At 66.3% G+C, this 21,151-nt stretch carries 14 protein-coding genes; 7 read left to right on the forward strand and 7 right to left on the reverse strand.

Features of this window, described 5'->3' with window-relative positions; all coding sequences use genetic code 11:
* Nucleotides 1–41 precede the first annotated feature (41 nt).
* Nucleotides 42–1,025 (reverse strand): SDR family oxidoreductase, encoded by a 984-nt coding sequence (locus tag NLI89_RS00175; protein ID WP_254685134.1) that lies wholly within the window; start codon nucleotides 1,023–1,025, stop codon nucleotides 42–44.
* A 115-nt stretch (nucleotides 1,026–1,140) separates the two neighbouring features.
* Between NLI89_RS00175 and ligA the strand changes: the two genes are divergently transcribed.
* Both ligA and NLI89_RS00185 read left to right on the forward strand, forming a co-directional pair.
* Complete coding sequence (gene ligA, locus NLI89_RS00180; RefSeq protein ID WP_254685135.1) at nucleotides 1,141–3,321, forward strand: NAD-dependent DNA ligase LigA; 2,181 nt, start codon at nucleotides 1,141–1,143, stop codon at nucleotides 3,319–3,321.
* Nucleotides 3,322–3,527: 206 nt separating this feature from the next.
* Complete coding sequence (locus tag NLI89_RS00185) at nucleotides 3,528–6,077, forward strand: TonB-dependent receptor (RefSeq protein ID WP_254685136.1); 2,550 nt, start codon at nucleotides 3,528–3,530, stop codon at nucleotides 6,075–6,077.
* 64 nt (nucleotides 6,078–6,141) lie between these two features.
* On the opposite strand, the gene NLI89_RS00190 is transcribed toward NLI89_RS00185, so the two are convergent.
* The 3 genes from NLI89_RS00190 to NLI89_RS00200 are packed head-to-tail and all read right to left on the reverse strand — an operon-like array spanning nucleotide 6,142 to nucleotide 10,244.
* The gene (locus tag NLI89_RS00190; protein WP_254685137.1) at nucleotides 6,142–7,488 is read right to left on the reverse strand and encodes a PepSY-associated TM helix domain-containing protein; all 1,347 of its coding nucleotides are present in this window, start codon (nucleotides 7,486–7,488) and stop codon (nucleotides 6,142–6,144) included.
* Entirely contained in the window at nucleotides 7,476–9,770 is a 2,295-nt protein-coding gene (locus NLI89_RS00195; protein ID WP_254685138.1) for a TonB-dependent receptor, read from the reverse strand. Before NLI89_RS00195 ends, NLI89_RS00190 begins: the two co-directional genes overlap by 13 nt.
* 54 nt (nucleotides 9,771–9,824) lie before the next feature.
* A complete protein-coding gene (locus NLI89_RS00200) occupies nucleotides 9,825–10,244 on the reverse strand; it encodes a hypothetical protein (RefSeq protein ID WP_254685139.1) in 420 nt (139 codons plus the stop codon).
* A gap of 823 nt (nucleotides 10,245–11,067) precedes the next feature.
* Between NLI89_RS00200 and NLI89_RS00205 the strand changes: the two genes are divergently transcribed.
* The 4 genes from NLI89_RS00205 to NLI89_RS00220 all read left to right on the forward strand — a co-directional run bounded on the left by NLI89_RS00205 (nucleotide 11,068) and on the right by NLI89_RS00220 (nucleotide 16,499).
* Nucleotides 11,068–12,228 (forward strand): sensor histidine kinase, encoded by a 1,161-nt coding sequence (locus tag NLI89_RS00205; protein ID WP_254685140.1) that lies wholly within the window; start codon nucleotides 11,068–11,070, stop codon nucleotides 12,226–12,228.
* Nucleotides 12,225–13,022, forward strand: coding sequence for a LytR/AlgR family response regulator transcription factor (locus NLI89_RS00210; RefSeq protein ID WP_031393111.1), 798 nt, complete (start codon nucleotides 12,225–12,227; stop codon nucleotides 13,020–13,022). The genes NLI89_RS00205 and NLI89_RS00210 overlap by 4 nt, the downstream gene beginning before the upstream one ends.
* 174 nt (nucleotides 13,023–13,196) lie before the next feature.
* Nucleotides 13,197–14,207, forward strand: coding sequence for a cell wall hydrolase (locus tag NLI89_RS00215; protein WP_254685141.1), 1,011 nt, complete (start codon nucleotides 13,197–13,199; stop codon nucleotides 14,205–14,207).
* Between the two features lie 423 nt (nucleotides 14,208–14,630).
* Nucleotides 14,631–16,499, forward strand: a complete 1,869-nt coding sequence (locus NLI89_RS00220; protein ID WP_254685142.1) for an ABC-F family ATP-binding cassette domain-containing protein — start codon at nucleotides 14,631–14,633, stop codon at nucleotides 16,497–16,499.
* A 669-nt stretch (nucleotides 16,500–17,168) separates the two neighbouring features.
* Here NLI89_RS00220 and NLI89_RS00225 read toward each other — a convergent pair.
* Both NLI89_RS00225 and NLI89_RS00230 read right to left on the reverse strand, forming a co-directional pair.
* Entirely contained in the window at nucleotides 17,169–17,486 is a 318-nt protein-coding gene (locus NLI89_RS00225; RefSeq protein ID WP_254685143.1) for a DUF3297 family protein, read from the reverse strand.
* Nucleotides 17,487–17,611: 125 nt separating this feature from the next.
* A complete protein-coding gene (locus tag NLI89_RS00230; RefSeq protein WP_248522655.1) occupies nucleotides 17,612–18,004 on the reverse strand; it encodes a hypothetical protein in 393 nt (130 codons plus the stop codon).
* Nucleotides 18,005–18,209: 205 nt separating this feature from the next.
* On the opposite strand from NLI89_RS00230, the gene NLI89_RS00235 reads away from it, so the two are divergent.
* The gene (locus tag NLI89_RS00235) at nucleotides 18,210–18,884 is read left to right on the forward strand and encodes a L,D-transpeptidase family protein (RefSeq protein ID WP_254685144.1); all 675 of its coding nucleotides are present in this window, start codon (nucleotides 18,210–18,212) and stop codon (nucleotides 18,882–18,884) included.
* A 416-nt stretch (nucleotides 18,885–19,300) separates the two neighbouring features.
* Here NLI89_RS00235 and typA read toward each other — a convergent pair whose 3' ends face one another.
* Entirely contained in the window at nucleotides 19,301–21,145 is a 1,845-nt protein-coding gene (gene typA / locus NLI89_RS00240; RefSeq protein WP_254685145.1) for a translational GTPase TypA, read from the reverse strand.
* Nucleotides 21,146–21,151: the final 6 nt, after the last annotated feature.

Here is a 21,151-nt window from a genome sequence, read left to right on the forward strand (position 1 = left end):
TGGCGCGAGGTGCCGGGCCGGGATGGATGCTGCCGGGCGCGTTACAGCACCCCGCTGCCGCCGGTCGCCGCGAAGGCGCTGCCACTGGTGAAGCTCGTGCCCGTCTCCGCGAGCGTGACGAACAGCGACGCCAGCTCGGCCGGCTGGCCCGCGCGGCCGAGCGGGGTGTCCTGGCCGAACTCGCCCATCTTGCCCGGCAGCTGCCCGCCGGCGACCTGGAGCGGCGTCCAGACCGGGCCCGGCGCGACCATGTTGACGCGAATGCCCTTCTTGCCGAGCTGCTTCGCCAGCCCCTTGGTGAAGATCAGGATCGCGCCCTTGGTGGTCGCATAATCGAGCAGTTCCTCGCCCGGATCGACGGAGTTGACCGACCCCGTGTTGATGATCGACGCGCCCGGCTTCATCAGCGGGATCGCCGCCTTGCACAGGTGGAACATCGCATAGACGTTGGTCTTCATCGTCCGGTCGAACTGCTCGAAGCTGATCTCGGCGATCGTCGCCTTCGACTGCTGGTACGCGGCGTTGTTGACGAGGATGTCGAGCCCGCCGAGTTCACGCGCGGCGCGCGCGATCAGGTCGGTGCAGAACTTGGCGTCGGTCAGGTCGCCGGGGATCAGGACGACCTTGCGCCCCTCCGCGCGGAGCAGCTTGGCGACGTCCTGCGCGTCGGGTTCCTCGGTCGGGTAATAATTGATCGCGACGTCGGCGCCCTCGCGCGAGAACGCGATCACCGCCGCGCGGCCGATCCCTGAGTCGCCGCCGGTGACCAGCGCCTTGCGACCCTGGAGACGACCGGAACCGCGGTAGCTGGTCTCGCCGCAATCGGGGACGGGGCGCATGTCGCGCTGGAGGGCGGGCCATTTCTGGCGCTGTTCGGGGAAGGGCGTCGAGACGAAGCGCGTCTGCGGATCGGCGAGTTGCGCCTGCCCCGCCCCCTGCCCTTGCGCGAAGGCGGGGGCGGCGGCGGCGGCGAGGCCGGTGACGGCGGCGCCCTTGAAGAGGTCTCGGCGGCTGGTGTCTGTCATGATCATGGGTCCTGCGAAAAATGTCTTGCGATGTCAGCGCGCAAGTCGGGCGAATGTTCACGCCATGTTGATCCAGGTCTTGTCGAAAGGTGGCGCCCTCCCCTAACCCGGCGCGATGCCCGACCTTCCCGCAACCGAGACCGAAGCCGCCGCCGAGCTGGAGACGCTCGCCGCGCAGATCGCGTATCATAACGCCCGCTATCATACCGACGACGCGCCCGAGATCAGCGATGCCGAGTATGACGCGCTGGTGCGGCGGAATGCGGCGATCGAGGCGGCGTTTCCGGGGGCGGTGCGGAGCGATTCGCCGAGTCGGACGGTGGGTGCGGCGCCTGCGGGGCATCTGGCGAAGGTCGCGCATGCCAAGGCGATGATGAGCCTCGACAATGCGTTCGCGGACGAGGAGGTCGAGGAGTTCGTCGCGCGCGTGCGCCGTTTTTTGAAGCTGGCGGACGATGCGCCGGTGGCGCTGACCGCGGAGCCGAAGATCGACGGGCTGTCATGTTCGCTGCGGTATGAGGACGGGCGACTGGTCCAGGCGCTGACGCGGGGTGATGGGCAGGTCGGCGAGGATGTTACCGCCAATGTTCGCACCATTAGCGACATTCCCCAGACCTTGTTCCCCCGCGAAGGCGGGGGTCCAGACTGGGCCCCCGCCTTCGCGGGGGAACACGAGAGAGGGAGCATCCCGGCGATCTTCGAGGTTCGCGGCGAGGTGTATATGGCGAAGGACGACTTTGCCGCGCTCAACGCGCGCCTGCTCGCCGAAGCCGAAGAGACGGGCAAGGAGGCGCGGCAGTTCGCCAATCCGCGCAACGCCGCCGCCGGGTCGTTGCGCCAGAAGGATGCGAGCGTCACCGCGAGCCGGACGCTGCGGTTCCTTGCGCACGGTTGGGGCGAGGCGAGCGTGGTGTCGGGGGAAACGCAGACCGACGTGGTCGATACGTTGCGCGGTTGGGGCTTCCCGATCGCCGACGGATTCGCGCGGGTCGAGGGGACCGAAGCCGCGCTCGACGTGTATCGGCGGATCGAAGCCGCGCGCGCCGACCTGCCGTTCGACATCGACGGCGTGGTCTACAAGGTCGACCGGCTCGACTGGCAGGCGCGACTCGGTCAGGTCGCCAAGGCGCCGCGCTGGGCGATCGCGCACAAGTTTCCCGCCGAGCGCGCGCAGACCCTGCTCGAACGGATCGACATCCAGGTCGGGCGGACCGGCGCGATGACCCCCGTGGCGCGGCTGTCGCCCGTCACCGTCGGCGGCGTCGTCGTGACCAACGCGACTTTGCACAATGCCGACGAGATCGAGCGGCTCGGCGTACGGCCGGGCGACCGCGTGCTGGTCCAGCGCGCCGGCGACGTGATCCCGCAGATCGTCGAGAACCTGACGCCCGACGCCGAGCGCGAGGCGTACGTCTTCCCCCACACTTGCCCCGAATGCGGGTCGGCCGCCGAGCGCGAGGAAGGCGAGGTCGTCTATCGCTGCACCGGCGGGCTGATCTGCCCGGCACAACGAGTCGAGCGGCTGATCCACTTCGCGTCGCGCCACGCGTTCGACATCGGCGGGCTCGGCCAGACGCTGATCGAGGCATTCTTCCGCGATGGGTTGATCGAGTCCCCCGCCGACATCTTCCGCCTGACCGAGGAGCAGCTCGCCGCGCGCAAGAAGGACGGGCGCGTCTGGGCGGCCAAGGTGATCGCGGCGATCGAGCAGAAGCGGACGATCCCGCTCGACCGCTTCCTGTTCTCGCTCGGCATCCGCCACCTCGGCGAGATTACCGCGCGAGACCTTGCGCGGCGCTATGTGTCGGCGCGCGCGCTAGGCTCGGTACTGCGTCACGCGGTGTTCCTGCGCGGCCGGATCGAACCGGTGATCGGCGAACCCGAGCGGAAGTTCGTCCTTCGTCGCGACAAGCTGCTGGTCGGTGCGATCGAGACCGCGGGGATCGGCCCCGAGGTCGCCAGCGCGCTGGTCGGCTTCTGCGCCGAGCCGCACAACCGCCGAGTCGTGTTCGACCTGTTGCGCGAAGTGAAGCCTGAGGACGTCGTCCACGAAACCCGCGAGTCGCCGGTGACCGGGCAGATCCTGGTCTTCACCGGCAGCCTGGAAACGCTCAGCCGTGACGAGGCCAAGGCGCAGGCGGAATCACTCGGCGCGCGCGTCGCGGCGTCGGTGTCGAGCAAGACCGGGCTGGTGATCGCGGGCCCCGGCGCGGGATCGAAACTGAAGAAGGCCACCGAACTCGGCATCCGCGTCATCACCGAAGCCGAGTGGGCGGAGATCGTCGCGAACAGCTGAAGCGCCGTCCGGTTCCGCGCCGGCAACACTACGGCCGAAACGGTTTCACTGCGTGGCTTTTTTGCAACGCAATATGACCGAGTGCATCTGTGACAATTCACGACTCGCCAATGTCACATAACCGAAATATCCCAAGTGCAGGGGCACGGGTGTGCGGTGGAAAAGCCGACATCCAGAGCTACGGGCTCTAAGGGGACATTATTCAGATGCGTACCATGCTTGCTTGCGGCGTTGCATTCGCCGCGCTCATGATTCCGGCCGCGGCCTTTGCTCAGTCGACCGGATCCCAGTCGTTCGATGAATCGAGCGAAATCGTCGTCAGCGGCAAGAAGGACAAAGCTGTCGGCGGCGTCGAGATTCCCGACTCGCCCAAGGCAAAGGTTGTCATCACGAGCGAGCTGATCCAGCGCCAGCGCGTCGGACAGTCGATCAACGAGGTCCTGAACCTCGTCCCCGGCGTCAGCTTTACCAACAACGATCCCTGGGGTTCGTCGGGCGGTTCGTTCTCGATCCGCGGCTTCAACTCGGACCGTATCTCGCAGACGTTCGACGGTGTCCCGCTCAACGATTCGGGTAACTATGCGGTCTATACGAACCAGCAGCTCGACAGCGAGCTGATCGAGAACGTCAACGTCAACCTGGGTTCGACCGACGTCGACAGCCCGACCGCATCGGCCGTCGGCGGCACCGTCAACATCAACTCGCTCAAGCCGAGCGACACGATGGGCGCACTGGTGACCGGTTCGTACGGCAACATCATCGCACCGGGCGCGGGCGATCGCCCCTATACGCGTGTCTTCGGCATGATCCAGACCGGCGACTTCACGGGCCGTGGCACGAAGGCCTGGCTCGCTGCGTCGAACCTGCATAACGAGCCGGCTTTCGCGAACTATGGCGGGGTCCAGAAGTCGCAGTTCAACGCCAAGCTCTGGCAGGACATCGGCAGCAACGGCGACTTCGTCTCGATTGCCGGCCACTACAACGTCAACCGCAACAACTTCGGTGGCTCGCCGCTGACCGCAGCCGGGTTCGTCGACGCAAACGGTAACATCGTAGTCGACAAGAGCCGTCGTTTCTATGACATCGGCTATGCCACCGGTGCAGGCGCAGCCACCGGCGGCGCTCCGTGCAACACGGCAGCAGCACGCCCGCGCGTTGCAGATTTGCCGAACGCTTGCGGCACTTCGTTCGAGCGCCGCTACAACCCGTCGAACACCGGCAACGCACGCTTCAACTCGCGCTTCACCTTGGCAGAGGGCCTGATCTTCTCGGTTGACGCCGCGTACCAGACCACCAAGGCCAATGGCGGCGGTGTTACGACCAGCGTCAATTCGACGACGGGTGCCATCACCGGCAACGCACGCGAAGGCGCGTATGTGCTGAACGGCCAGAACCTCTACGGTTTCTACAGCGGCGGCTATTATTTCGGTCGCGACCTGAACGGCGATGGCGACATTCTCGACCGCGTCACCCTGGCCAATCCCAGCCAGACGAAGACGGACCGCTACACGGCAGTCGCCAACCTGAGCTACCAGCTGAACGACCAGAACCGTGTCCGCCTGTCGTACACGTTCGATCGTGCCAAGCATCGCCAGACGGGTGAACTCGACTTCATCGACGCCGGTGGCGAGCCGTTCGACGTGTTCCCGGTCAACGAGCCGATCCTCGACGTGAACGGCGTCATCGTGCAGAAGCGCGACCGCAAGTCCTTCGCGACGCTGAACCAGGTCGCAGGCGAATATCGCGGCCAGTTCCTCGAAGAGAAGCTGACCGTGCTGCTCGGCGTGCGGGCGCCGTTCTTCAAGCGCGAGCTCAACCAGAACTGCTTTACCACTGCGTCGAACGGCAACGTGGACTGCCCTTCGAGCGGTTCGCTGGCGACGTACGTCGCGGCAAACCCCTATGTCGTCAACGCAACGACCGGTGCCATCACCGGCTATGCAGCACCACAGGTACGCAACTACAAGTATGACAAGCTGCTGCCGAACATCGGTGCGACCTTCCACCTGACGCCGACCACCAGCGTCGCCGCCAACTATGCCAAGAACATCTCGGTCCCCAGCACGGATACGCTGTACAATGCAGTGTACGTGCCGCTGAGCAGCGATGCCTCGCAGCCGAATGCGGAAACGTCGGACAGCTACGACCTGAGCCTCCGGTATCAGCGCAGCATCGTCCAGGCGGGTATCACCGGCTGGTATTCGAAGTACGTCAACCGCATCGTGTCGGCATTCAACGACGATTGCCAGTGCAGCGTCGACACCAACCTGGGTGCGGTCAAGAAGTACGGCATCGACGGCAGCGTGTCGGTCCGTCCGATCCCGCAGGTCCTGGCCTATGTCTTCGGTTCGTACATCCACTCCGAGATCGAGGACAATGTTGCCGGTGCCAATGGCGCGATCGTCGCCACGGCCGGCAAGCGTGAGCGCGCCACGCCGAAGTTCATGTATGGTGGGCGTCTGCAGGGTTCGATCGGCAACCTCGATGTCGGCGGTCAGGTCAAGTATACCGGTTCGCGCTTCCTGAACGACATCAACACCCAGAAGTTCGCCGGCTACACGGTCGTCGATCTCGACGTTCGCTACTCGCTGGCATCGTTCGGCCTGCCGAAGACGGCGATCCAGCTGAACCTGACGAACCTGTTCGACAAGTTCTACATCGGTTCGTTCAGCGGCGGCCTGACCACCGCAAACTCGACCAACGTGAACTTCGGTTCGCCGCGGGCAATCAGCGGGTCGCTCATCGTCGGCTTCTGAGCCTTCGATACCGCAGCTTGAAAGGCCGCCGTTCCCTTTCGGGGAGCGGCGGCCTTTTTCGTTTCTAGCGGGGGCGGAGGCGGTCGATGGCGAGGACCGTGAGGAGGGTGGCGCCGAACATCGGCATGGCCACGGCGAGCGTGGCGATGCTGCCGATCAGTACGGCCCCATAGCGGGGGCGGGTCAGTTTGAGCGGGGCGCCGAGCGTGCCGGGCTTGCGGCGGCGCCACCACATGACGGTGCCGGAGATTGCGAGGGTGGCGAGCAACGTCGTTACCAGCGTGCCGAGGATCTGGTTCGCGAGGCCGAAGAACGCGCCTTCGTGGATGGCTATGCCATAGCCTATCGCGCGGTCGATCCATTGGCGTTGGGCGAAGTCGCGGCGGTCGAGGATCTGGCCGGTCGTGCCGTCCAGGGTCAGGCGGGTGCGCTGGGGGCGGTTGGCGGATTCGGAGCCTATCGTCCAGTTCGCGGTGCCGGGCTTGGGGGCGATGAGGACCGGGGCGGCGAGCGGGAGGCGCTCGGCCACCGCGACCATGCGGTCGAGGTCGCCGGGGCGCGGCGTTGTCGATACGGCCGATGGCGGGGGCATTGCCATGCCGCGGTGCCCGGCGTGTTCGTCGGCATTGGCCCCGGAGCTTTCGGCGGGCTTGGCCCCGGATCTGGCGGCGGGCTTGCCGGCGATCATCCAGTCGACTGGGCCGTCGGTGGTGCCGGTCGCGGTGCGGACCGCGGCGAGGTAACTGCCCCAGGCATTCGCCCAGGGCAGGCCGGTGGCGATCAGGAACACCGCCGCGAGGCTTACCCAGATGCCGGCGACCGCGTGCGTGTCGCGCCAGAAGAGGCGCCGGCCGCTTCGCCAGCGGGGGTAGAGGACACCGGCGAGGCCCTTCCGCCCCCTCGGCCACCAGAGATAGAGGCCGGTGAGCAGCATCGTGATCGTCCAGCAGGCGGCGATCTCGACCAGCCAGCTGCCGGGTTTTCCGGCGAGCAGCGTGCCGTGGAGTGCGGAGATGGTCTTCATCAGGCGCGCGTCTTCGCGAACGCTGCCGAGGACACGCGAACGGTAGGGATCGACATAGACGCGCGTCTCGACGCCGTCCCTGGCGATCAGGACGCGGACCGCCTGGGCGGGCGTTTCGGGGCGTTCGTATTTGCTCAGGTGCGCGCCCGGTTGCGCGGCGAGTGCGGTGGCGACGATCTGCTCGGGGGTGGCTCGCGTGGCGGTTATCGGGAGGCTGTCATAGGCGCGCTCCTGCCAGGCCTCGATCTGTGGCTTCCATAGGTAGATCGTGCCGGTGACCGACAGCCACAGGATGAACGGCAGGCAGAACAGCCCGGCATAGAAATGCCAGCGCCAGACCGCGTTGTACCAGGAGGTGCCGGGCGCCTTGCGCGTCACAGTTTCCATGTGAGGTCCGCCTGGAAGCTGCGCTGTGGGAAGGGGTGGAACAGGAAATACCGGTCGTTGCCGACGTTATCGACGCCGAGCCCGAGCGTGTAGTGATCGCCGACGCGGAACTGCGCGCGGAGATCGACGACGAGGTATTTGTAGAAGCCCTGATAGGTGTTGCCGACGACGTCGCTGTTGTCGAGCGTGCCGTAGAAGCGGCTGGCGTAGCGGCCGGCGGCGGTGAGCGCGATGCCGTCGGCGGGGCGCCAGGTGCCGACCAGGGTCGCCTTCCATCGGGGGACCTGCGGCAAGCGCTTGCCGACCGAAGCGGGGAACGCAGGGTTCGCCCGCGTGGTCGCGTCGGCATAGGTGACGCTGGCGGAGAGGTCGAACCGGTCGACGATGTCGATGCGCTGGACGACGGCCTCGATCCCTCTCGCGCGGGTGCGGTCGACGTTCTGGACGAAGGTGGCGAGCGTGGTCGTGCCGTTGAGCGGACCGGTCTGCGAGATCAGCGCGTCCTTCACCGATTCGTTGAACAGCGAGACGCGGACGAGGCCATGGTCGTCGTGATGTTCGAGGCTGATCTCCTCCGAAAGCGCGCGTTCGGGGCGCAGGTTCGGGTTGGGGACCGCGGCGACGGGCGTGGTGACGATCTGGTAAAGCTCGCCGACGGTGGGGAAGCGCCATGCCGTTCCGAACGAGGCTCGGGCGGTCCAATTGGCGGTCGCGGTCCACGCCAGCGACGCCTTCGGCGAGAAGCGCGCGGCGGTCAGCTCGGGCTGGGTGGCGGCGATCGCGGGGGACAGCGAATAGTTGCGGCCGTCATAGGCGCGCCACCATTCGTAGCGGCCGCCGAGCGTCAGCGTGACGTCGGGAATCGGCGTCCAGGCATCCTGCGCCCATAAGGCGGCGGTGCGGGTCTTGCCCTTCGACTGGAGGTTGAGCGCGCCGTCGTCCCCGGTCATCCAGTCGGTGGTCGCATAGCGGTTGCTGTTCAGGACGAAGCGATCGAAGTGCGCGCCGGCGCTGACGACGTGGTTGCCGCCATGCCATGCGGCCTTGGCGTCGAGCGTCGTCCAGCCGGTGCCGTCGAGCCGGGCGATCGTCCCTGCCCCGCCAGCGCGTGCGGTCGGGAGCGCGGTGGTCGGGACGCGCTGGACGTCGTGGGCGTAGTCGTAGAGCGTGCCGATGACTTGCCAGTCGACCGCTTCGGACGCGCCGGTCGCGGAAAGCGAATGGCTCCAGTGGCGCTGGTCCTGCGCGTAGGTGCCGCCCGAGAAGGCGCTCGACGCGACCGTGTAGGCGCGGCCGTCGATGGTGAATGCCCCGGCATAAGCGGGCTGGCCGGTGGTCGTGTCGGTCAGATAGGTCTGTGCGACCGCGTCGGTGTCGTTGAGGAACAGCGCGCCGACATAGGTGAGGCGGATGCCGGAGGTGACGTCGAGCGCGGCCTTCAGCTTGAAGCGATCCTGTTGCTGGTGCTCGATGCCGCTCGCCCCGAGCACGCGGATCGGGGCGTTGGTGCGGTTGACGGCGTCATAACCGCCGGTGACGGGCGTCCCCGTGGCGCTGGTCGTGGTCGGGCGCGGGGCGGTGACGAACAGGGCCGGCTGGCTGTTGCTGGTGACGTGGTCGTAGCTCGCGAACAGGCTCAGCGGGCCGAAGCGATCGCCGAGCGTCGCGCCGACCTGGTAGGCGGGCAACGTGTCGTGCGTGCCGTATTGATCGTAGCGCTGGACGTTGGTGCCGGCAGTTATCGTGGCTTCGAGTTGGTCCGGCAGGCGCGTGGTGATGTTGACGACCGCGCCGATCGCGTTGCCGGGATAGGCCGCCGAAAACGGGCCGTAGAGGACATCGACGCGGGCGATCTCCTGCGGGCTGACGAGGCCCCAGCGCGGGGAGGCGTTGGTGTTGTTGTTGCCGATGAGTGCGGAGAGCAGCGCGCCGTCGGCGTAGACGAGGCTGCGGGCGCTGGCGCCGACCCCGGTGGTGCGGGTCGCAAGCGGGGCCTGCGTGTCGCCGATGTGGCGTTTGCGGACGAGCAGGCTCGGCAGGTATTTGAGGCTGTCCTCGGCGTTCATCGCGTTGGTGGTGGTGGCGATCGTCGCGGCATCGACGCTGGCCTGCGTGGCGGGGGCGTTCTCGATCGACTGCGCCTGTTTGCGCGCGAGGATCAGGATGTCGGTCTGTGGCGTGGGGTCGTCTTCGGCGGGTCTGGCGGCAGCCGGGGTGGCGGCGAGCGCAATCAGCGATGCGCAGGCGAACCCGCGGGCTCGCGCGCTGTGGAGCGTTGGCATGGAATGTCCTTCGATACTGGGCGTTGCGGCGTCGCTGGAGAGCGGCGCGCGGCGTCAGGCGAAGGTGGGCGGCCCGGTCTGTGGCGGCGGCGGGGCAGCAAGGCCGTGGCCGATCGTGACGAGCGCGCGAGCGAGCGCCGGCGTCGCGCGGATGCGGACGGGGGGCAGCGGGGCGGCGAGCGGCGGCGTGTCGATCGCGGGCGTGACGCCAGCGAACGCGCACGGATGTTCGGGACCCTGGCTGTGGTGATCGGACGATTTCTCGTGATGCATGCCGGCCATGGCATGATCCATCGGTGCCTTGGCCGAGGGCATCGCCGGGCCGGTGCCGGAGCAGAGCACGATGCGGAAGCCCTGCGCATCGGCGACCGGCATCCACCCGGTCGGGATCAGCGCGCGGACGAGCATGGCGCAGGCGAACAGCAGCAACAGCCAACGGCGATGCGTCGCGGTCAGGGTGCGAAGGGCGGCCATGCTTGCGGCGGTTTGCGCCGGGCGGCCGCGCGCGGCAAGTGGGCGTTTGGTCCGGGGGTGTGGGGGTTTGGTCCGGGGGTTTGGGGGTTTGGGGGTTTGGGGGTTTGGGGGTTTGGGGGTTTGGGGGTTTGGGGGTTTGGGGCGTGAGGCGATGCTGCGCTGCGCGTTCCATCCGTCGCGCATTCGGGGACGGGCCGCTCTTCTCCCCTCCCTGGAAGGGAGGGGTCGGGGGTGGGTCGGCCCGCTTGTGCCGCGTGGGATTGGATTTGCGGACGCCTACCCACCCCCGGCCCCTCCCTTTCAGGGAGGGGGGATAAAGTAGGAGAACGATGCGGATAATGGAGGCGAGCCGGGCGGGCTGACCTTCTCCCCTCCCTGGAAGGGAGGGGTCGGGGGTGGGTCGGCCCGCTTGAGCCGCGTGGGATCGGATTTGCGGAAGCCTACCCACCCCCGGCCCCTCCCTTTCAGGGAGGGGGGAATAAGGTTAGGCGACGATGCCGATGAGGGGGCGAGCCGGGCGGGCTCGCAGACCGATGTGCGGTTCGCGCGCTTTTGGGGCGGGCTGACCTTCTCCCCTCCCTGGAAGGGAGGGGTTGGGGGGTGGGTTGGCCCGCTTGAGCCGCGCGGGATCGGATTTGCGGACGCCTACCCACCCCCGGCCCCTCCCTTTCAGGGAGGGGGGAAGATTGGTGGCGGCTGGTGTTCTGGCGCATTCGTTCTTGTCTTCGCCTGAGAACGGCTGGGAGCCATGTTCCGAACCTCACGACCCCCAAACACCGCAGCTTTTGCGTGTCTCCGTCGCGGCGTGTAAGACCGCGGGCCAATGGCTACCCCTTCCGTCTCGTCTCCCGGCTCGTCCGCGGTCAACTCGTCCGCGCTGAACTCGGCCCGGCGCCTGCCCTTCACTGCGCGGCCGTTCTTCGAGAACAAGGCGCGGGCGTTCTGGATTTTGCAGGCGGTCGGGTGGAGCGGTTACCTACTGCTGCGCGGAGTCGTCTCGATCTCGAACGGGCTGTCGCTCGACGGGGTGATCCCGGTGATCGTCGAGGCGATCGTCGGATACTGCATCACGCTGCTGCTCTCGACGATGTACGGCCAGTATCGCCAGATGAACCGGCTGGTCGGCATCTTCCTGACGATCGCGACGCTCGCCGCGGCGACCTTCCTGTATGCGGTGCTCGATGCGTTCACCTTCTCGTTCATCGCGACGTCGACGCCGGGGGTGACGCTGACGCGGTTGCTGGGGTCGGTGTATGTCACCTTCACCGTGCTGTTCGGCTGGTCGGCGCTGTATTTCGGGATCAATTTCTACCTGATCGTCGAGGCGCAGATCGACCAGATGGAGCATCTGGAGAACCAGGCGTCGTCGGCGCAGCTGGCGATGCTGCGGTACCAGCTCAACCCGCATTTCCTGTTCAACACGCTGAACTCGATCTCGACGCTGGTGCTGCTCAAGCAGACCGAGCGGGCGAATGCGATGTTGTCGCGGCTGTCGTCGTTCCTGCGCTATACGCTGGCCAACGAACCGACCGCGCATGTCACCGTCGCGCAGGAGGTGGACCAGTTGAAGCTGTATCTGGAGATCGAGAAGATGCGCTTCGAGGATCGGATGCGGCCGAAGTTCGACATCGATCCGCGCGCCGAACGGGCGAGATTGCCCTCGCTGCTGCTGCAACCCCTCGTCGAAAACGCGATCAAATACGCCGTCACCCCGCAGGAAGAAGGCGCCGATATCCACGTCGAAGTGCGTCTTGCCGGGGAACGGGTGCAGATCGCCGTATCCGATACCGGTCCGGGCTTGATCGAGGGCCGGATCGGTTCAAGCCATTCGACCGGCGTGGGGCTCGCTAATATTAGAGACAGGTTGGTGCAGGCATATGGCCCCGACCACCGTTTCGAAACCCGCTCCACGCCGGCTGGAGGCTTCTCGGTGGAAATCGAGATCCCGTATCAGCTGGAAGACGTGAACAGAGAGGCCGCATGACCATCCGTACCATTCTCGTCGACGACGAGCCGCTGGCGATCCAGGGGCTGGAACTCCGACTCCAGGCCCATGAAGACGTCGAGATCATCGAAAAATGCTCGAACGGCCGCGAGGCCATCCGCGCGATCAAGACGCACAAGCCCGACCTCGTCTTCCTCGACATCCAGATGCCGGGCTTCGACGGGTTCTCCGTCGTGCAGGGCCTGATGGAGGTCGAGCCGCCGCTGTTCGTGTTCGTCACCGCCTATTCGGACCACGCCTTGCGCGCGTTCGAGGCGCAGGCGGTCGATTACCTGATGAAGCCGGTCGAGGAGTCGCGGCTGGCGGACACGATCGAGCGGGTTCGGCAGCGTCTGTCCGAAAAGCGCGGCGTCGAGGAAGTCGATCGGTTGCGCGAAGTGCTCGCCGATGTCGCGCCGGATGCGGCGGCCGACATGCCGGATGGCGACGCGGTGTCGGCGAACCGGTTCGAGAAGCTCATCAACATCAAGGATCGCGGGCAGATCTTCCGTGTCGATGTGGATACGATCGAGCGGATCGATGCCGCGGGCGATTACATGTGCATCTATACTGGCGATAATACGCTGATCCTGCGCGAGACGATGAAGGATCTGGAGAAGCGGCTCGATCCGCGCAGGTTCCAGCGGGTGCATCGGTCTACGATCGTGAATTTGGATCTGGTGAAGCAGGTCAAGCCGCATACCAACGGCGAATGCTTCCTGGTGCTGAATTCGGGCGCGAGCGTGAAGGTTTCGCGGTCGTATCGCGATGTGGTGGCGCGGTTCGTTCATTGATTTTGATCCTCCCCTGGAAGGGGAGGTGGATGCCGAAGCCAGACGCAGGGGTATCGACCTCTCGATAGCGTGATACCCCTCCGTCAGCCCTGCGGGCTGCCACCTCCCCTTGCAGGGGAGGATTGAGGGAGCGCATTAACCAGTCCCTAAACCCCCGCGTCCTAGGGCGGGGGAATGAAGAACTCGGGTTTCGGCCTTTACCGCCACGCGCTGATTAGCCTGCCCGCGTTGGTGATGGCGACATCGTGCGTGCCGGCCGAGCGGCCTGCGGCGGTCGCCCGGGTTCAGCCGGAGCGCAATTCACGCGCTCTGTTGCAACGGATGGCGCTGCATGTGCCGGATGATATTTCGGCGAAAATCGCGACCGCCGCGCCTGATGCTCCTTTTGCGGTCGCGGCGGCGTTCGTTGCGCCGCCCTTTGTGACTTCGACCTCCGTAGACGACGCAAGCCGGGCGGCGGAGTGCCTGACCGCGGCGGTGTATTATGAGGCGCGGTCGCAGTCGGTGGAGGGGCAGCGGGCGGTCGCGCAGGTCGTGTTGAACCGGGTGCGCGACCGGGCCTTTCCGAACAGCGTTTGCGGGGTCGTGTATCAGGGGGCCAAGCGGCGAACGGGGTGCCAGTTCAGCTTTACGTGCGATGGTTCGATGAACCGGCCGCGGGAATTGGGGGCTTGGGACCGCGCGCGCGCGGTTGCGGCGGCGGCGCTTGGCGGGAGCGTGTATGCGCCGGTCGGGGCGGCTACGTCGTTTCATACGACGAGCATTTTGCCGTGGTGGGCGTCGAGTCTGGCGCGGATCACGACAGTCGGGGCGCACGTGTTTTACCGCTGGCAGGGGGCGCTGGAGCAGGCGCTCACGTTTCGGCAGGCTTATGCTGGGGTGGAGCCTGGAGTTCGGAGTGGTTTTGCGGGTGGTGGCGTGGCGACGGTGGCGGCGCAGGTTGCCGGCGTTTCGGTGCATTATGGCAATCGGGAGATCGCCGCGGACTTGGGTGCGGGGCCGGACGATGCGGTGCATGGGGTGACGGTACACCGGGGGGTGCCGCGCGCTGGCTCGACGATGGCGGGTGCGGCGATTGTGCCTACGCGGCTGGTTTCGGGGGTCCGGGTTCACGTTGGTGGCCGGGCTTCGGCGCTGCTTGGCGGCGGTGAAGGCGCGGACGCGATCGTTTCTGACGAGACCTAACCTACCCACAGCACCACCCCGGCGGAGGCCGGGGCCCAGTTGGGGGACGGCGTCAACGGCGGACCGCGCCTCATCACGACGGCCTTTCCACTTGGGCCCCGGCCTTCGCCGGGGTGGTGGTAGGAGGGAAACTCTCCTTCTTGTTGCTCCCGCGCAAACGCTGCGCAACCCTCCGGAAGCCCGTTCAAGCTACGTCCGGCAGGGTGACACCCCGGTTGGCTGGAACGTCTTCTCCCCTCCCTGGAAGGGAGGGGCCGGGGGTGGGTCGGGTTCCGCGTGGTCCGTCCGTCGTGGCTCACACCGGCCTACCCACCCCCTACCCCTCCCTTTCAGGGAGGGGGGCGCGGCTCGACCTTGGCGGGCTTGCGCGCGCCCTTCCCCCGACCCTCGCAAAACCATGCTGCATCTGCTAACGGCTCGCGCATGCTGAACCTGAACAATATCACGGTGCGCCTGGGCGGACGCGTTATCCTCGATGGCGCCACCGCCGCGTTGCCGCCGGGCTCGCGCGTCGGGCTGATCGGGCGCAACGGCGCGGGCAAGTCGACGATGGTGCGCGTGATCGCAGGGCAATTGGAGCCAGACGACGGCTCGGCGGACATGCCGCGGGGCGCGCGGATCGGCTACCTCGCGCAGGAAGCGCCGCACGGTGTGAAGACGCCGTTCGAGACCGTGCTCGAAGCCGATCTGGAGCGCGCCGCGCTGATGATCGAGAGCGAGACGAGTGAGGATCCCGACCGGCTCGGCGACGTGTACGAGCGGCTGATCGCGATCGACGCCTATACCGCGCCCGCGCGCGCCGCGCAGATCCTGCTCGGGCTCGGGTTCGACGAGGATATGCAGGCGCGCACGCTCGACAGCTTTTCGGGTGGCTGGAAGATGCGCGTGGCGCTGGCCGCGCTGCTGTTCTCGCAGCCGGACCTGCTGCTGCTCGACGAGCCTTCGAACCATCTCGATCTCGAAGCGGTGATGTGGCTGGAGGACTTCCTCAAGGGCTACAAGGCGACGATCGTGGTGGTGAGCCACGAGCGCGATTTCCTCAACAACGTGGTCGATCACATCCTGCATCTGCAGGGCGGCAAGATCACGCTGTATCCCGGCGGCTACGACGCGTTCGAGCGGCAGCGTGCCGAGCGTCTCGCGCAGATCGAGGCGGCGCGGGCGAACCAAGCGGTGCAGCGCGAGAAGCTGCAGGAATATATCGCGAAGAATTCCGCGCGCGCTTCGACCGCGAAGCAGGCACAGTCGCGGCAGAAGATGCTGTCGAAGATGCAGCCGATCGCCGAGAGCTATAACGATCCGACGCTGTCGTTCGGCTTCCCCAACCCGACCGAGCTGCGTCCGCCGTTGATCACGCTGGACATGGCGACGGTTGGCTATGCCGACGTGCCGATTTTGAAGCGGCTCAACATGCGGCTCGATCCCGACGACCGGGTCGCGCTGCTCGGGCGCAACGGCAACGGCAAGACCACGCTTGCGCGGCTGCTGGCGGCGCAGCTGACGCCGATGGACGGCGAGATGTCGTCATCGGGCAAGATGAAGGTCGGGTATTTCACCCAGTATCAGGTCGAGGAACTCGATCCGACCGATTCGCCGATCGAGCACATGTCGCACCTGATGAAGGGCGCGACGCCGGCCGCAGTGCGGGCTCAGCTTGGGCGATTCGGCTTCTCGGGCGATAAGGCGACGACCAAGGTCGGCAAGCTGTCCGGCGGCGAGCGGGCACGCCTCGCGCTGGCGCTGATCACGCGCGATGCGCCGCATCTGCTGATCCTCGATGAGCCGACCAACCATCTGGACGTCGATGCCCGCGAGGCGCTGGTGCAGGCGCTCAACGCCTATACCGGCGCGGTCGTGCTGGTCAGCCATGACCGGCACATGCTGGAACTGACTGCGGACCGGCTGGTGCTGGTCGATGACGGGACGGCGAAGGAATTCGACGGCAGCCTCGACGATTACATCGCGTTCGTCCTGAAGGGCGACAGCGGCAAGGGCGATGCGGCGTCGAAGGCCGACAAGAAGGCGGGGAAGAAGGCTGCGGCGGATGCGAAGAGCAACGACGCGGCGTTGCGGAAGGCTTTGCGCGAGATCGAGGAGCAGACCGCGAAGTTCACCAAGGAGCGGAACGCGCTCGATCGTGCGATGGTCGATCCGGCGAATGCGGAGCCGCGGTTTTCGCGGATGACGATGGGGGATCTGAGCAAGCGTCGCGCAGAGGTGAACGCGAAGCTGGAGGCCAGCGAGGCGAAGTGGCTTGAGGCTAGCGAGGCGCTGGAGGGGGTGGAGGCTTAAGCCTCTACGTCCAGTTCTCGCTCTCGCCTTCGTCACCACCCCGCCGTCATCCCAGCGAAAACTGGGATCTCCCCATTCGGGTCGCTGCGTTCGCCAATTGGGATACCCCAGCTTTCGCTGGGGTGACGGGATTTGGTGCACCGGCCAACTTCCGTTTCCCCATCCGTCGTCCCGGCGAAAGCCGGGATCTCCCCGTTCGGGTCGCGGCATCCGCCAAACGGGATACCCCAGCTTTCGCTGGGGTGACGGGATTTGGTGCACCGGCCAACTTCCGTTTCTCCATCCGTCGTCCCGGCGAAAGCCGGGATCTCCCCGTTCGGGTTGCAGCATCCGCCAAACGGGATACCCCAGCTTTCGCTGGGGTGACGGGACTTGGCTGGGGTGACGGGACTTGGCTGTGGCGGCGGGATTGGGTCAGGGCGACGGGATTTGGTCAGGATGCCGGCATCGGGCCACAACTACGGGATTTGGCGGGTGAGCGGATTTGGCTGAATGACGGGTTCAGCTATCCGCTGTTGAGAAGTCCCGACCGAGCGTCGGGACGTGCTTGCTCCCCTCCCTGGAAGGGAGGGGTTGGGGGTGGGTCGGGTTCCGCGTGTTCAGGCGGTTGCGGCACAAGCGGCATACCCACCCCCGGCCCCTCCCTTTCAGGGAGGGGGGAAGATCAGGTTAGCCCTCAGCTTCGTCCGTAGCTGCCGGCCGTTCGAACCAGGCCTCTACAGGCCCTACCAGCTTCAACGTCAGGGGATTGCCGTTGCGATCCACCTTCTTGCCGAGCGCGACGCGGATCCAGCCTTCCGAGATGCAATATTCCTCGACGTCGTGGCGCACCTTGTCCTTGAAGCGGATGCCGATGCCGCGTTCGAGCAGGTCCTGCTGGAAGAACGGGCTGCGCTGGTTGATCGAGAGGCGATCGGGGGGCGTGTCGCCGGTTGCGGCCGGGGTGACGGCGGCTTCGGTCTCGGGCGTGTTGGGCGTGTCGGTCATGGTCGCGCGTCTAGCGGCAAGCGCCTGCCCCGCGCCAGAAAAAAGCACGCGCCAGGAATAAGCATGGAACGCAAAAGAGGCGCCGGGATTGCTCCCGACGCCTCCTTGCGATTGGTGTGTTGGGATCAGCTGCAGACCTGCACCGATACCCGGTCGCCGTAATAGGGATCGACGCGCCACTCGTTCCAGCACCGCGGACGATAATCCTCGCGGTAATAGGTTCGCACCGGCGGGTTGTAATAGGCCACGGGCGGTGGCGCGTAATAGCCGCCATTGTAATAGCCGCGGTCGTAATAGCGGTTGCGATTGTTGCTGCTCGCGATCGCTGCGCCGACACCCAAGCCGAGGATGCCGCCGAGCACTGCCGCACCGGCTGCATTGCCGCCGCCACGATGACCATGCCAGCCGCGGCCATAGCCGCCACGGCCCCAACGCTGCGCATCGGCCGGTACCGCCGCCGTCAGCGCGGTCGCTGCGAGGGCCACGCCCAAACCTGCCTTCTTCAAAAATCCGTTCATCATCCGAACTCCGTTACTAGTTACGCCCGGTCCGCCTGAGACAAACGCATAAGTGTCCGACCGTGTTTCAGGCTCTAGGCGATTCGGTCTGAACTGCGCCGGAACGGGCTGTTAACCCACGGTATAACTGTGTGGTCCCGCGCAGGGACACCCGGTGGCGGCGCACGTCTGGGCTTCGTTCACGATTTTGGGATAGGGTGGCGCCATGCGCAAAACCATGACGATGCGATCGATCGCCTTTGCCGTTCTAGGGGGTAGTGCCGTGCTGATCGGCGGGCTGGCCTTGTCGGGATCGCCGGTAAAGGTGCGGGCGGCGGAAGCGCCGGCGCGGGTGGCCAGGGCGCAGGTCGCGCCGCCTGCCCCGAAAGCCGTGCCGAAGCCCGCGCCGATAATGGCCGCGGCGGAGCCGGACGAGGGGTATGTCGTGAAGCGGGTGCTGGATGTGCCCGAGCCGCTGCGACATGGCGCCTATTACTGGGATACGGAGGGCGTGCCCGAGGGGCCGATCGTGATCACCGTCGACCTCGTCGCGCAGACCTTGTCGATCTTTCGCGCGGGGTACGAGATCGGGACGGCGGCGGTGATCTACGGCGCGGACGAGAAGCCGACGCCGCTGGGGGTGTTCACGGTCACGCAGAAGGACGCGCATCATGTGTCGAACCTGTACGGCGCGCCGATGCCGTACATGCTGCGGCTGACCAATGACGGGATTTCGATCCATGGCAGCAAGCTTATGGAGGGGAAATATGCGACGCATGGCTGCGTGGGCGTGCCGACCGCGTTTGCGAAACTGATCTTCGGGCAGGTTAAGCTGGGGGATCGGGTGATCGTGACGAGTGGCGAGATGTTGGAGCGGGGCGGGCGGATTACTGCTGCCTGATTGCGCGCTGTTTCGGGCGGTGGCGCGCCTTGCCCTCACCTTCGCCGCCTTCGGCGTCTCTTCCTCTATCGGTGGGTGAGGAACCTTTAGTTTCCTAGACTAGATTTGATTCGCCACGTCACCGTGGAGGGCGCCGCTCCCCCCTCCCTGGAAGGTAGGGGTTGGGGGTGGGTCGGTCGGCTTTAGCCACTGGCGTTCGATAATGCGGAAGCCGACCCACCCCCGGCCCCTCCCTTCCAGGGAGGGGGAAAAGCTGGGCTGGTCATATCTTCACGCACGAACGAAAAGGGCCGGAGGTTTCCCCCCGGCCCTTCTGCATTTCCTAGCCAGCGCGCCGCGGCAAAGCCGCGTCGTCGGACCTCGCCTGAGCGAGGCCGGCCGAGCTTGTAAGCTTGGCCGGCTTCGCCGTGCCAGGCTTACGCGCTCTGCTTAGCCCGGCTCGCGCGCTTGCGCTCGTTGGCGTCCAGGAAGCGCTTGCGCAGGCGGATCGACTTCGGCGTGACTTCGACCATCTCGTCGTCGTCGATGTACGCGATCGCCTGCTCCAGCGTCGCGCGCTTCGGTGGGGACAGGCGGACCTGGTCGTCCTTGCCGCCGCTCGCGCGGAAGTTGGTCAGCGCCTTGGTCTTCATCGGGTTGACCTCGAGGTCGTCCGGCTTGGCGTTCTCGCCGACGATCATGCCCTCATAGAGAGCCTCGCCGTGGCCCACGAACAGGATGCCGCGCTCTTCGAGCGGACCCAGCGCGTAGTTGTTCGCCTCGCCCGAACCGTTCGAGATCAGCACGCCGTTCTTGCGACCCTCGATCGGACCCTTGTGCGGGCCATACTTCTCGAACAGCCGGTTCATGATGCCCGTGCCGCGCGTGTCGGACAGGAATTCGCCATGATAGCCGATCATCCCGCGCGACGGCGCCGAGAAGGTGATGCGGGTCTTGCCGCCGGTCGACGGACGCATGTCGGTCATCTCGGCCTTACGGGTGTTCATCTTCTCGACGACGGTGCCCGAATGCTCCTCGTCGACGTCGATGATGACGGTCTCGTACGGCTCGGTCTTCTTGCCGTTCTCGTCCTCGCCGAACAGCACGCGCGGACGCGAGATGCCCAGCTCGAAGCCCTCGCGGCGCATCGTCTCGATCAGCACGCCCAGCTGAAGCTCGCCGCGGCCGGCGACTTCGAAGCTGTCCTTGTCGGCCGCCTCGGTCACCTTCACGGCGACGTTCGACTCGGCTTCGCGGAACAGGCGCTCGCGGATCATGCGGCTCGTCACCTTGGTGCCCTCGCGGCCTGCCATCGGCGAATCGTTCACGGCAAACCGCATCGACAGCGTGGGGGGATCGATCGGCTGCGCATGCAGCGGCTCGGTCACCGTGATGTCGGCGATCGTGTCGGCCACGGTCGCAACCGAAAGCCCTGCGAGCGAGATGATGTCGCCGGCCTTGGCTTCGTCGACCGGCACGCGGTCGAGACCGCGGAACGACATGATCTTGGAGGCGCGCCCGGTCTCGATGATCTTGCCGTCGTTGTTCAGCGCGTGGATCGGCTGGTTGGTCTTCACGGTACCCGAATTGACGCGACCGGTGAGGACGCGGCCGAGGAACGGATCGCGGTCGAGCAGCGTGACGAGGAAGGTGAACGGCACGCCGGCGACTTCCACGGCGGGCGGCGGCACGTGCTTCACGATCGTCTCGAACATCGGGATCAGCGTGCCTTCGCGCGCGTCCATGTCGGTCGAGGCATAGCCGTTGCGACCCGATGCGTAGAGCACGGGGAAGTCGAGCTGGTCGTCGTTCGCGTCGAGCGACACGAACAGGTCGAACACTTCGTCGAGCACTTCCTGGATGCGCGCGTCGTTACGATCGACCTTGTTGACGACGACGATCGGCTTCAGGCCGAGCGCGAGCGCCTTGCCGGTGACGAACTTGGTCTGCGGCATCGCGCCTTCCGACGAATCGACCAGCAGGACGACGCCGTCGACCATCGACAGGATGCGCTCGACTTCGCCGCCGAAATCGGCGTGGCCGGGCGTGTCGACGATGTTGATGCGGATGCTCTCGGACTCGCCGGGAGGGGTCCAGTCGACCGAGGTCGGCTTGGCGAGAATGGTGATGCCACGCTCTTTTTCGAGGTCGTTCGAATCCATTGCGCGCTCTTCGACGCGCTGGTTGTCGCGGAAGGTGCCGGACTGGCGGAAGAGCTGGTCGACCAGCGTCGTCTTGCCGTGATCGACGTGCGCAATGATCGCCACGTTGCGGAGGCTCATGAATGT

This window comes from Sphingomonas faeni (assembly GCF_024273235.1).
Classification (GTDB): Bacteria; Pseudomonadota; Alphaproteobacteria; order Sphingomonadales; family Sphingomonadaceae; genus Sphingomonas; species Sphingomonas faeni_A.